Origin of the sequence: Pseudalkalibacillus hwajinpoensis, assembly GCF_039851965.1 — a bacterium.
In the GTDB taxonomy this organism is placed as follows: Bacteria; Bacillota; Bacilli; order Bacillales; family Guptibacillaceae; genus Guptibacillus; species Guptibacillus hwajinpoensis_E.
In genome coordinates this window covers 3815169-3826633 of sequence record NZ_CP156674.1, presented here as the reverse complement: position 1 = coordinate 3826633, position 11465 = coordinate 3815169, and the positions used below count along the sequence as shown (strand labels likewise).

Annotated in this window: 12 protein-coding genes, 1 pseudogene and 3 other annotated features; of the genes and pseudogenes, 8 read left to right on the top strand and 5 right to left on the bottom strand. The window is 41.3% G+C overall.

What is annotated here, in order from left to right:
• The first annotated feature begins 4 nt into the window (after positions 1 to 4).
• From ABFG93_RS19785 to ABFG93_RS19775, 3 genes are all read left to right on the top strand, one after another.
• Positions 5 to 808: an SDR family NAD(P)-dependent oxidoreductase gene (locus ABFG93_RS19785; protein WP_347549722.1), complete on the top strand. Its 804-nt coding sequence runs from the start codon at positions 5 to 7 to the stop codon at positions 806 to 808.
• 214 nt (positions 809 to 1022) lie between these two features.
• A complete protein-coding gene (locus ABFG93_RS19780; RefSeq protein WP_347549721.1) occupies positions 1023 to 1190 on the top strand; it encodes a hypothetical protein in 168 nt (55 codons plus the stop codon).
• Positions 1178 to 1867, top strand: coding sequence for an STAS domain-containing protein (locus tag ABFG93_RS19775; protein ID WP_347549720.1), 690 nt, complete (start codon positions 1178 to 1180; stop codon positions 1865 to 1867). The genes ABFG93_RS19780 and ABFG93_RS19775 overlap by 13 nt, the downstream gene beginning before the upstream one ends.
• A gap of 42 nt (positions 1868 to 1909) precedes the next feature.
• On the opposite strand, the gene ABFG93_RS19770 is transcribed toward ABFG93_RS19775, so the two are convergent.
• The 3 genes from ABFG93_RS19770 to ABFG93_RS19760 form a co-directional block, all read right to left on the bottom strand.
• The gene (locus ABFG93_RS19770) at positions 1910 to 2470 is read right to left on the bottom strand and encodes a GNAT family N-acetyltransferase (protein ID WP_347549719.1); all 561 of its coding nucleotides are present in this window, start codon (positions 2468 to 2470) and stop codon (positions 1910 to 1912) included.
• 60 nt (positions 2471 to 2530) lie between these two features.
• Positions 2531 to 2775: a binding site (T-box leader), on the bottom strand.
• A 331-nt stretch (positions 2776 to 3106) separates the two neighbouring features.
• Complete coding sequence (locus ABFG93_RS19765) at positions 3107 to 3895, bottom strand: SDR family NAD(P)-dependent oxidoreductase (protein ID WP_347549718.1); 789 nt, start codon at positions 3893 to 3895, stop codon at positions 3107 to 3109.
• 11 nt (positions 3896 to 3906) lie between these two features.
• Positions 3907 to 4875, bottom strand: coding sequence for an MBL fold metallo-hydrolase (locus ABFG93_RS19760; RefSeq protein WP_347549717.1), 969 nt, complete (start codon positions 4873 to 4875; stop codon positions 3907 to 3909).
• 161 nt (positions 4876 to 5036) lie between these two features.
• Positions 5037 to 5246, top strand: a binding site (T-box leader).
• A 48-nt stretch (positions 5247 to 5294) separates the two neighbouring features.
• Here ABFG93_RS19760 and proC point away from each other — a divergent pair.
• Positions 5295 to 6131 (top strand): pyrroline-5-carboxylate reductase, encoded by an 837-nt coding sequence (gene proC, locus ABFG93_RS19755; protein WP_347549716.1) that lies wholly within the window; start codon positions 5295 to 5297, stop codon positions 6129 to 6131.
• A gap of 92 nt (positions 6132 to 6223) precedes the next feature.
• Here the strand turns inward: proC and ABFG93_RS19750 are convergent, their stop codons facing one another.
• Positions 6224 to 6487: an HPr family phosphocarrier protein gene (locus ABFG93_RS19750; RefSeq protein WP_347549715.1), complete on the bottom strand. Its 264-nt coding sequence runs from the start codon at positions 6485 to 6487 to the stop codon at positions 6224 to 6226.
• Between the two features lie 265 nt (positions 6488 to 6752).
• Here ABFG93_RS19750 and ABFG93_RS19745 point away from each other — a divergent pair, with 265 nt between their 5' ends.
• Both ABFG93_RS19745 and ABFG93_RS19740 read left to right on the top strand, forming a co-directional pair.
• Positions 6753 to 7061 (top strand): MerR family transcriptional regulator, encoded by a 309-nt coding sequence (locus tag ABFG93_RS19745; protein ID WP_347549714.1) that lies wholly within the window; start codon positions 6753 to 6755, stop codon positions 7059 to 7061.
• Between the two features lie 108 nt (positions 7062 to 7169).
• Positions 7170 to 7391, top strand: a pseudogene (locus ABFG93_RS19740) (DUF302 domain-containing protein); the annotation flags it as partial.
• A 151-nt stretch (positions 7392 to 7542) separates the two neighbouring features.
• Here the strand turns inward: ABFG93_RS19740 and ABFG93_RS19735 are convergent.
• Positions 7543 to 7830 (bottom strand): MGMT family protein, encoded by a 288-nt coding sequence (locus ABFG93_RS19735; protein ID WP_347552904.1) that lies wholly within the window; start codon positions 7828 to 7830, stop codon positions 7543 to 7545.
• 210 nt (positions 7831 to 8040) lie between these two features.
• On the opposite strand from ABFG93_RS19735, the gene ABFG93_RS19730 reads away from it, so the two are divergent.
• Both ABFG93_RS19730 and ABFG93_RS19725 read left to right on the top strand, forming a co-directional pair.
• On the top strand, positions 8041 to 9693 hold the full coding sequence (locus ABFG93_RS19730; protein WP_347549712.1) for a BCCT family transporter: 1653 nt from the start codon (positions 8041 to 8043) through the stop codon (positions 9691 to 9693).
• A gap of 128 nt (positions 9694 to 9821) precedes the next feature.
• Positions 9822 to 10025: a binding site (T-box leader), on the top strand.
• A 71-nt stretch (positions 10026 to 10096) separates the two neighbouring features.
• Positions 10097 to 11440, top strand: coding sequence for a sodium-dependent transporter (locus tag ABFG93_RS19725; RefSeq protein ID WP_347549711.1), 1344 nt, complete (start codon positions 10097 to 10099; stop codon positions 11438 to 11440).
• The last annotated feature ends 25 nt before the right edge of the window (positions 11441 to 11465 follow it).

Below are 11465 nucleotides of genomic sequence, written 5' to 3'. Positions count from 1 at the left end.
GGCAATGAGTATTTTTAAAGAGGATGCATTGAAGCATGATCACATACTTATCACAGGAGCCACGGGTGGTATTGGTTACGAAACAGCAAAAGCAGCCGTTCAAGCTGGTGCCGCTGTTACAATAACCGGTCGTAATGAAGAGAAACTGAATAAGCTAAAAAGAGAATGTGAAGGGCTTTCTAACGATGCGAAGATAGCAAGTATTCCTGCTGACCTTATGAGCGAAGATGACCGTTCAGAATTAATTGAAAATGCCATTAACCAGAATGGAAATATTACTGGCCTAGTAAACTCAGCGGGAATTGGTGGCGGTGATACGCTCGATAAGCTAACAGAGGAAGATCTCAGAAGAGTAATGGATCTTAACTATACGGCGACAGTGCTGCTTACCCAGGCTGTCTATCAACGGATGCGTGTGGAAGGACAAAAAGGGGCAATTGTCAACCTCTCCTCTCTTTCAGGATTACGCGGAACCTATGGCAATACAGCATACAGCGCATCGAAATTTGCCATAACAGGATTTACTCAGTCATTTGCACATGAAGCCATTCAAGATGGCATCCGAGTTAATGCGGTGTGTCCTGGGTTTGTTGACACTGAGATGGGGCGGAACAGCATTGAATCAAAAGGAAAAAGAGAAAATAAAAGTTTTGAAGAAGAACTAAAAGCAGTAGAAGAAGCAATGCCTTCTGGCAGAATTACTCAACCTGAAGAAGTAGCAAACAGCATCATTTATCTTCTTTCTACCGCTTCAGAAAACATTGTTGGAGAATCTCTAAAAATATCAGGTGGAAGCGTGATGAGGTGAGGAAAAGGTGAAGACCCTTTTCCTTTTTTTATGAAAAAAAGAGGATGAACGAGAAATAGGAAGCAAATTAGAGGGGAACGACTTTTAAAGTCGAAGTAAGGGAGAAAGATTTAAATAGCAGCCTCCTCCGCCCCCCTTTATATGAAGCGGTCCCCAACGTCCCCTGAATGATTCCCATTTCAGTTAGATCGACTTAGAGAAGGAGGATGAATGAATGCAAAATGAGTTATATGAAATTGGAAATAAAATAATCACTGACCGCTATAAGTTAGGGAAGTTCATTTTTGCTCTCCAGGATGAAAACTACGGAAGAAAACTTAAGCTTTCGAAAATAAAGGAAAATCAGATACTTGATTGGCGAGCAGAGCTTTGGAGTACCTAGGTAAAGCAATTTATCAGGAACAATCAGAAATCCAAAATGAAATTATAGATTGGGTCAAAATAACTGGTAAGCGTGGGATTTCGAGTGGGATTCCTCTTGAAGATTCTTTTAGAGTTCTGACCCTTTTTCGGCAGGTAAGTTTCGAAACAGCACTAAGAGAGATTCAATTAAATTCTCACACGGTTTCTTCGAGTGAAGTAAGCAAACGAATTGATTCCATTATTGAGGAAGTTTCGTATACGTATAATAATATTTGCATAGCATTCCGCAATCAGGAGAACCAACGGGAAATACTAGCGAATGATCGGCTACATATCAGTATCATACCGATTACAGAGAGCCTCGCTATCTTGCCAATTACCGGTTCACTGCAATCTGAGCACGCCGACCGGATGATGAAGGAAACATTGAGTGTCTGCAATACTCAAAAGGTAAGCGATATCCTGGTAGACCTTTCAGGGGTTTTAAGTCTGGATCAGCCTATGGCAACTAGTCTTAGTCGTATGAAGCAGGCTCTGATGTATAGTGGCATAAACATGGCTGTTTGCGGCATCCAACCATCCATTGCATTCTCGGTGACCGCTGCCGATATTAACTTAAGTGGGGTGCCTATTTTCGGAACGCTCAGACAGGCATTACTTCAACGGGGGATTCGGCAAACTAAGCCAACACTATAGGAATAACCTCTATTTGGTGATGTAAACAGGCATTCAAGAAATTTAATACACCCTGGCATAGATGCACGTGTCAGTTACTTTTAGTTTATCAATCGATAAATCCTCATTCCTCAGAATACCTTCTAATTGATAGCCAATCCTCTCTGGAACTGAGCGACTTTTATCATTCTCACGATCGCATCTGATTTCAATTCTTCTGCATCCTAATTCATTTTTAGCAAAGTCAGTTAGTACATCGACAGCTTCAGTCATGTAGCCATTTCCGCTAAACCTCGTATCGATCCAATAGCCAATTTCAAGCTTAGGAATTTCCCAATCGATATTGTGAAATCCTGTAGAACCTACAAATTCATTCGTCTCTTTTAAAAAAATAAGAAACCTCAAACTTTCACGCTTTAGAAATTTGATATGGGCATCCCTTGTATTAATCTCCGTTTCTTCAACGGTTGGAACCTCTCGGGCAAAACCTAACCACGGCTTTAACTCATTAATAGAGGATCTAATAGCATGATTTACGACTTTCCCATCTCCGGGCTGTGGCATCCTTAAAATCAAGCGATTTGAGCCCAATTCTGTTTTAATATCTTTTAAAAGTACATTCATTGTTTCTCCTCCAATTCAATTTCAAAAAATAAAACTCTCGCGCTCAAGAAGTCCTCCCTTCTTGAGGGCGAGAGTTAATCGCGGTACCACCTCAGTTAATCGATATGTCACCATACCAAACTCTACAGGTATCAACTACTAATACCCTATCTCTATAACGGGAGAACCCGTCGTAATTTCTCCTCTTAAAAGGTTAATTACGCAGCTCAAAGTCTTTATTCATTAAGAACGCTTTCCTCCTTCTCAGCTACTGGAGGTCTCTGACGGAAACGCAACTTAATTACTCTTCTTTTCATCGCATTTATAATACTTTTATAAAATTAAGATAATTTAACCACTTTTCCCGTTTTTAGTCAAGTGGATTTAGGATGGCTGATCGTGGAGCTTAACATAAACACTTTCCAGAGTTCTTATCCCCGGAGAAACGCGATACTTCACTCCCAGAAACACATCTGAAGCTTATTGTCATCTGGGTCATAAAAGTTAAAGAATGTATTGGTAGCATCAATTTCCAGTTCGCCTATTTTCACTCTTCCACCTTTTGGCTGTTTTCTTCTCTCTTTTTCTTCAAGATTCCTTTGTAAGACAGAAACAAAAAATGGAAAGGTATCTGGCGAGATACCTTTCCACGCATTCTTATTTTTGATCAAAAAACTTGCCAGCTATTTTTTCCACCAATCCGGGTGCAGTATGATATAGTTTCGCACCTACATTCATCCAGCGTGGCAGATTCACTTCACGCTTACCTTTTTCAATCGCTGAAATGATTTCCTCTGACACTTTCTCAGGTGTTAGCATCATTTTTTCAATGTTCTTCGTGTAGGTTCCGCTACTATCTGCTATATCAAAAAAGTTAGTTTTGATTGGACCTGGATTAACTGTTGTGACAGAAATCCCATGTGACTTCACTTCCATTCGCAAGCTGTTTGAGAACCCGAGCACAGCATGCTTTGAAGCTGAGTAGCCGGAAGATTTTGGTGTAGCTAATTTGCCTGCCTGTGAAGCGATATTGACAATGTGGCCTTTACCTTCCAGTATCATTCTCGGCAGCACATGAGAAGTAAAACGCATTAAGCCGATCACATTTACATTAAACATGGCTTCAATATCTTTCATATCAGCTTCAGCAAAAGCATCAAATTTCCCGAACCCTGCGTTGTTAACAAGAATATCAATCGCAGGCATCTCAGGAAGTAGTTGGGGCAGGAGGTGGTCAATCCGTCCCCCATCACCAACATCCATTGACCAGACAGCCGGTGCATAACCGCCTGCTGATTCAATTTGTTTCTTTACATTCATCAACTTTTCTTCTGATCGAGCGACGAGAATGAGCTTTGCACCCTGTTTTCCTAGATCAAGAGCCAACTGCCGCCCTATTCCACTTGAAGCCCCTGTAATCAGCACTACTTTATTGTTTAAATCCATCTGCTCCTCCTCTAGCGTCTTCTGTAAAGCGCCTTTTCTCCACTCTGTATTTTAGTAATCACGCCTTCTGAAAACAAATAATCGAGATGACCTATCGTTTCAGAAAGAGTCAAGCCAGTTTGTTTTTTATAGATCCCCGGAAATAACTTTTGACACAATTCAAATGCCGTCAAAGGCTCTTCCTTCAGGAAAGAAGCCACTTTAGCAGAGCGATCTTCTTGTTTCAAAAAGCGTTCTCTAATTAATTCATCTGGATTTAAAATAGGTTCTCCATGACCGGTATATACAAAAGAAAGATGTGCGTCCAGAGTTTTTTGATAAGAGTTCCGCTGTTGAAGAAGTGGCTTTGGACGTTCAGTCCCCTTCACATATGGCGGCTCGAGGAGAGGATTTGAAGAAATGTTTTTAATTAAATGGTCTCCTGCGATCATTGTCCCGCTTTGTTCATGGAGTAAAGAAATGTGACTTTGAGCATGGCCAGGAGTTTCCATAACCGTCCATCCTGTGCATCCTGGTATTGAATCACCTTCCGAAAGGTGAAAATCACATTGCGCACGATCAGCATAAGAATGATACCCTCTTACATCCCGAACATGATCGAAATATTCTTCACTTACGCCTGCCTCCCGATATATGCTAGTCATAAACGTTTCATACTCCTTTAAGAAGGAATCGCTCAGCTGAAGCCATCGATCATTTTTCCAGTGACCCAGTACCTGCTTTCCTTCCTTCATCAACATGCCAACAAGCCCAATATGGTCTGGGTGATGATGAGTTAGTACAACCTGATCTAACTGTTCAAATGTCAGACCGTGCTGTTGGAGTTGATATTGTAAAGCCTCTTTTGCTTCTGAAGTACGGGGGCCGGTATCTACGAGTGTAATTGCGTCCCCTTTAATAACATAACAATTTACCGGACCAACTGGAAACGGGGTCGGCACCGTGATTGAAAGGATTTCATTAGCCTTTGTTATATTCAATTTAACCGCCACCTCTGCTTTCTTTACATGCTATCCCTACCTTTCATTCTACCCCTCTCTCCACCATTTGTCATTATAGTAAGATAGCTTAATTCTGAATTTTTAAAAAAATGGTTGACATTTTCTAAAATCCGGTGCATACTATGTAAAATTAGAATGAATAAATGGCTTTGAACGGGATTAGTAAAAGCTAAGGCAGGTGCCAGAGAAAGGAATTCGTCGGCTGAAAGATTCCTTAACGTTGCTAGCTTTGAACCTACCCGGGAGCCTGTTGCAGAAACGCAACCGCTTCCCACGTTACAGGGAGTTTGAGGATATCAGATGATATCAAATAAAGGTGGTACCGCGAATCACGCCCATTCGTCCTTTAAATAAGGATGAGTGGGCGTTTTTGACATGGAAAGGATGAGGGGTGAGAAATGACGAACCTAACGAATATCGGATTTCTCGGGGCCGGCTCAATGGCCGAAGCAATGGTGGAGGGAATCATTACAAGTGAATTTGTATATCCAGAACAGCTTATTCTTATGAATCGCTCAAATTCTGCCCGGCTTTATGAATTGAGAAAAAAATATAACGTAGAAACGACGCATTGCCTTAAAGAACTCATTGAGCAATCTAATGTGATCATTTTAGCGGTGAAACCAATTGACGCGGCTCATGCGTTAGAAGAAATACGTCCATATATGACAGATAACCATCTCGTTATTTCTGTTCTAGCAGGAGTAACAACTTCATATATCGAGGAGTCACTCGAAACAAAAACACCCGTTGTCCGTGCAATGCCGAACACATCAGCGACCATCGGGGCTTCTGCCACCGCCATTTCACCAGGAAAGTACACCGATTCCACTCATTCATTATTTGCTACACAACTATTTGAAACGATCGGAACCGTGGCTCTAGTTCCCGAAGATCAACTTGATGCTGTTACCGGTTTATCAGGAAGCGGACCAGCCTACTTCTATTATATGGTGGAATGTATGGAAAAAGCAGCAAGTGCTAACGGTCTGGACAAAGAAACAGCACGAAGCTTAATTCTGCAGACGATAACCGGAGCAGCTGAAATGTTAAGCATTACGAACCATTCCCCCTCCCTTCTCCGCGAAAGGATAACGAGTCCAGGTGGTACAACACAGGCTGCACTAGCTATTTTAGAAGAGTATCAGTTTGAGGAAGCCATCGTGGCCTGTGTTACCGGGGCGACAAAACGTTCTAAAGAATTAGGAAAATCATTTGAGAAACAACATGATTAAACGGAAGCACCACCCGCCAGTACCTTAAGGCGGGTTTTTACTTAAATGAAATTAAAGCGTTTACATAAACACTCAAAAAAAAATGTTTTTATTTAAACGCTCTTCTTTTGAACACCGGCACATAGCTGCTTCAGGTGATTTGCAGCATTTTCTCCATCAGGGCCCGTCGCAATGATCGTAATTGGCCCAAAGTGACCTGTAAGGCGTCCCATGCTGAGCAGACTTTTGGCATTCAATCGTTTGCCATCAACTTCCACAATAATATAGCTAGTAAAGTCATTCGCAGTTTTGACAAAATCCATTATAAAGGCCATCGTTACTTTCCCTGTGATCAAAACGGTTTCTGTGTACGCCATGTAAACATCCTCCTTCAAATCTTATACAACCGTTTGCACTCTTTCATTTTGACATCCCTCGGCAAAAACCACAAGCTTCGCGGCACCTTTCCTTACACATTCTTTACATCCAGGACATGTGATGCGTTAGATATTCTAACATTCTTGTAAATTCTTTAATTTCTATATGATATAATGATACCAGATTACCAGTTTAACACGATGATTTGACTAGTATATGTAGCTCTAGCTGCATTATGAATATGTTCATAGGGAGTGACTGCAGATGTCATACAAAGATAAAAAAGTTTTGCCGATCGGATCTGTCAGTGAGTTAACCGGACTATCTTTACGAAAAATTCGCTACTATGAGGAAAGAGGCCTTATCCTCCCGGAAAGATCAGGTGGAGGTACTCGAAAATTCTCATTTACGGATGTAGAGAAATTAATGGATATTGCTAACCAGATTGAAGATGGAATGCAAACCTTTGAGATTAAAAAGATGTACAAAAAAGAGAAGCAAAAAGATAAAGATAAAATCAGAGATGAGATGATCCGCGGACAGCTCAATGCCGCATTTAAAATGACGAAATAAGATTCGCTTTTAAAAAACACGTTATCCTTTCTCCAAGCAGACGATTTCATTAACCTGCCTCTTTTTATTAACCTGATCCTGTTTAAATAATACACTCCAGGGTATACAAAAGTTTGTAACCCCAAAGAAGCAGAACGTGTATTGAGCAAAGATAAACTCGTTGGTTATTTTCTTCCGTGCAAGATCGTTGTTTTTGATGATGAAGGCCAAACAAAAATCGGTATGCCAAAACCAACTACACTTCTCGGGCTAACTGGTGACGATACTTTGAATGAAATCGGCAGTGATATTGAGAAGCGTTTGATCTCATGCATCGAAACAAGTAAATAATCCAGGCAATTCCCACCCTTTTCTCAGGAATTGGGTGGTTTTTTATTTTAACCACGAGAAAATGCTTCCTTTCAATAAAATGATGCATGCATCTGTTATTATTTTAATACCATTAAAACCTGTAATCAGCCTGTTTTACAGGAAGATGATCTTACATAAGGTCATCTTCTTTTATGTATGGTAAGTTTTGATTCGATCCAATCGCCTGGTACACTCTCAAATCAATTTTATCCTGAGATGAAAATTCCACACCTTCTTCCTCTAGCTGCATCCTCTGCCTGATAAAGCCCTCCCCACTCTTAATTCCCATTTCACCTTTTGCATTTATAACGCGATGCCACGGTAAATCATACTTGCTACTCATCGAGTGCAGAATACGAACGACCTGTCTTGCGCCGCGCGGACTACCAGCGAGACCAGCGATCTGGCCATAAGTCATCACCTTGCCAGGTGGTATTTGTTGAATGATATGAACGACCCTTTCTGTAAATGGCTTCAAACCTCTCACTCCTTTCCTTGCATCTTCATTACCTTACTATAACAAATGCTGAAGCTTTTTAAGACGCTATTATCTAAAGAGCCATCGTATAAAAAGCCCAATTTGTTAGAAACTAAGCTCACAATGGTACTGAAAAGGAGTTAATGAGTGATGGATAAACGGTTAATTGATTGGCCTACGTTTCTCGGTGCACTATGTTTATTACTTCTCGTGACTGTCCCGCTCGTTCTTTTCCCTGAAAGTGGTAAGGAGTTTGTCAACAAAGCAAATGAGTTTGTGACAACACAATTTGGTGTCCTTTACTTGATTGTAGGACTGGGGATTTTCTTTTTCCTCATTTATGTTGCATTCAGTGACAATGGACGCGTTAAACTCGGTGAAGAAAACGAGCGTCCTGAATTCAATAACTTCTCCTGGGTGGGTATGCTTTTCTGTGCCGGGATCGGTTCGAGTATTTTATACTGGGGGACAATCGAGTGGGCTTATTATTATCAGGGCCCTCCATTCGGCATTGAACCTGGAACGAAAGATGCGATTTTATGGGCTAGTACATACGGAATCTTTCACTGGGGGCCGATTGCATGGGCGATCTATACATTGCCCGCTTTGCCAATGGCCTATTTTTATTATGTTCGGAAAAAACCAGTGTTGAAAATCAGTGAAGCTACGAGACCTTTAATCGGGAATTTTGCTGATGGACCACTAGGCACATTGATTGATGTACTGTTTATGTTCGGTTTACTTGGCGGAGCGGGTACTACACTTGCGCTAGGAACACCAATGATTGCAGAAGGTATCAATTCACTCACTGGTATTGGTGTAACAATGGTGTTAAAAACCTTCATTCTTGTGCTCGTAACTGCGATTTTCGCAATTAGTGCGTATTCCGGTTTACGAAAAGGAATCAAAGTTCTTTCAGACATCAATTTAGTTCTGGCGATTTTCCTGCTTCTTTTTGTCCTAATTTTTGGGCCAACTCGCTTTCTCGTCGAAACGACCACGAACAGCGTTGGTTTGCTGCTTGATAACTTTTTTCATATGAGTACGTGGACAGAGCCATACAACGCTCTAGGACCATACAACGAAACAGGGTTTCCCGAAAGCTGGACTGTTTTCTACTGGGCATGGTGGCTTGTATACGCTCCTTTTGTTGGATTGTTTGTTGCGAAAATCTCACGTGGGCGTTCCATTAAGCAAATGATCCTAGGTACGATTAGCTATGGCACCTTTGGTAGTCTTCTGTTTTTCGGTATTCTCGGCAACTACGGTCTTCATATGCAACTAACAGGAAAATTCGATGTTATCGGCGTGCTGAATGACCAGGGTGCGCCGAGAGCCATCATCGACACGATCGGACAACTCCCATTATCCTGGCTCATGATTTTTATTTTCACTATTTTGGCGATTATCTTTCTTGCCACAACTTTTGATTCGAGTTCCTATATCCTTGCCTCCGTTGTACAAAAAGAAGTGGAGGATGAGCCTTTACGCTGGAATCGTCTCTTCTGGGCATTTGCACTTTGCTTAATGCCACTTGTCCTCATGTTTGTAGGAGGTCTCGGTACCCTGCAAACCGCAAGTATTGTGGGGGGATTCCCACTTCTCTTTATCATGATTATGCTCGGGTGGTCCTTCATGCGAGCTTCAACAGAAGACATTCGAGCATCTGAACATTACGAACCAAAAACTTACTCTCTAAATTACAAGAAAATCTTACAAACACTCCGTCTCAAAAAGAAAAAAGACGAGCAGCAAAAAGGACCAGTAGATGCTCACTTTGAGAAAGAAAAAGAAGACAAATAACTCGAAAAACACATTAATTGACAATCCTCTTTTAAGGTTTTTTCAAGGGATTGATAATATTTCCATATCCAAAATCATATTGACACCGTAACTTGAACATGATAAAAATTGAATAACCTTAAATAAATTGAACTGCGTTGAAGGAAAATAAGTAGCTGCCCTTTCCCTGTTGTAGAGAGCCGATGGTTGGTGAGAATCGGTACATAAAAGGACGTGAATTTCATTTCTGGAGCTTCTTTTGCACTGGCAAAAGACGGTGAAGATCGTTACACAAACGAGTGGTGAGATTATCTCACAATCAGGGTGGTACCGCGATAACAATCGTCCCTACGGATAACGTAGGGGCGATTTTTTTTGCGCTAACGTGATCAGCATTCAATCAAAAAACGAAAGGAGAATGAGCATGAGTCAGAACGAACAATGGTCCTCAAGGCTTGGGTTTATTTTAGCCGCAGCTGGATCCGCAATTGGACTTGGAGCCATCTGGAAATTTCCTTACACCGCCGGGCAAAATGGAGGTGGCGCCTTTTTCCTGATTTTTATCTTATTTACCCTTATACTCGGTTTACCTTTGCTGCTCGCTGAATTTTCCATTGGACGAACTGCACAAAGCAACGCAGTAGATTCTTATAAAACAATTGCTCCTGCATCAAAGTGGTATCGGGTAGGGATTATGGGAATGGTCACTTCTTTTATCCTGCTCTCTTTTTACAGCGTTATCGGAGGCTGGATTATTTCCTATCTTTACAAAGCCTTTACTGGTCAACTAACCGGGTTATCTTCTGATGAGTATGCAGAGGTTTTCGGGACAACTATTTCCAATCCATTTATTAGCGTATTAGCTCAGTTCGTCTTTATTTTATTAACCATTCTCGTCGTTGCAAGAGGGGTAGAAAAAGGGATTGAACAGGCAAGTAAAATTATGATGCCTGCTCTGTTCCTGCTTTTCATTATCCTTGTGATTCGAGCTGTCACACTTGAAGGCGCTATGGAAGGGATCGTCTTTTTACTGCAACCCGATTTCTCAAAAGTGACTTCTCAAACCATTCTTGAAGCAATGGGACAGTCTTTCTTCACCTTAAGTGTTGGTGTGTCTGTCATGGTTACGTACAGCTCCTATCTACCAAAAACTCAGAGCTTACCACGCTCAGCGATTTCGATTGTAGCAATGAATATCTTTATCGTGCTACTGGCAGGTCTGGCTATTTTCCCTGCGGTGTTTGCTTTTGATTTGGAAGTCGGTGCTGGCCCTGTTCTGCTCTTTAATGTGCTGCCGACTGTATTCAGTCAACTACCGTTCGGAATGCTTTTCTTCATTGCATTCTTAGTGCTCTTCCTGTTTGCCGCCTTAACGTCAGCCTTCTCTATGCTTGAAATTATTGTTTCTGTCATTTCAAAAGGCGAACGAAATAAACGTAAAAAGTGGGCATGGATCATTGGCCTTTTGATTTTTATCGTCGGGATCCCATCCGCCCTTTCATATGGACTACTAAGCGATGTGACGCTATTTAACAAAACCATCTTTGACCTAGCTGATTATGCAGTAAGCAATATACTCTTACCAATTGGCGCCCTGCTTATCGCAATCTTTGTACCTCTTAAAATGAAGAAAACAGCTTTATTTGAAGAATTAAAGCGTGGAAGTGGGTTGAAAAGGGGACTATTTGAAACGTGGTATTTCCTTATTCGTTACGTCGCACCGCTACTTATCCTTTTAGTAATGTTAGATGTGCTTGGGATCTGGTAATCAAAATGACAAACCCTCACCTATT

Coding starts and splice junctions, on each gene's coding strand:
- ABFG93_RS19785 (WP_347549722.1), top strand. CDS start 5: ATGAGTATTTTTAAAGAGGATGCATTGAAGCATGATCACATACTTATC.
- ABFG93_RS19780 (WP_347549721.1), top strand. CDS start 1,023: ATGCAAAATGAGTTATATGAAATTGGAAATAAAATAATCACTGACCGC.
- ABFG93_RS19770 (WP_347549719.1), bottom strand. CDS start 2,470: ATGAATGTACTTTTAAAAGATATTAAAACAGAATTGGGCTCAAATCGC.
- ABFG93_RS19765 (WP_347549718.1), bottom strand. CDS start 3,895: ATGGATTTAAACAATAAAGTAGTGCTGATTACAGGGGCTTCAAGTGGA.
- proC (WP_347549716.1), top strand. CDS start 5,295: ATGACGAACCTAACGAATATCGGATTTCTCGGGGCCGGCTCAATGGCC.
- ABFG93_RS19750 (WP_347549715.1), bottom strand. CDS start 6,487: ATGGCGTACACAGAAACCGTTTTGATCACAGGGAAAGTAACGATGGCC.
- ABFG93_RS19745 (WP_347549714.1), top strand. CDS start 6,753: ATGTCATACAAAGATAAAAAAGTTTTGCCGATCGGATCTGTCAGTGAG.
- ABFG93_RS19735 (WP_347552904.1), bottom strand. CDS start 7,830: ATGACTTATGGCCAGATCGCTGGTCTCGCTGGTAGTCCGCGCGGCGCA.
- ABFG93_RS19730 (WP_347549712.1), top strand. CDS start 8,041: ATGGATAAACGGTTAATTGATTGGCCTACGTTTCTCGGTGCACTATGT.
- ABFG93_RS19725 (WP_347549711.1), top strand. CDS start 10,097: ATGAGTCAGAACGAACAATGGTCCTCAAGGCTTGGGTTTATTTTAGCC.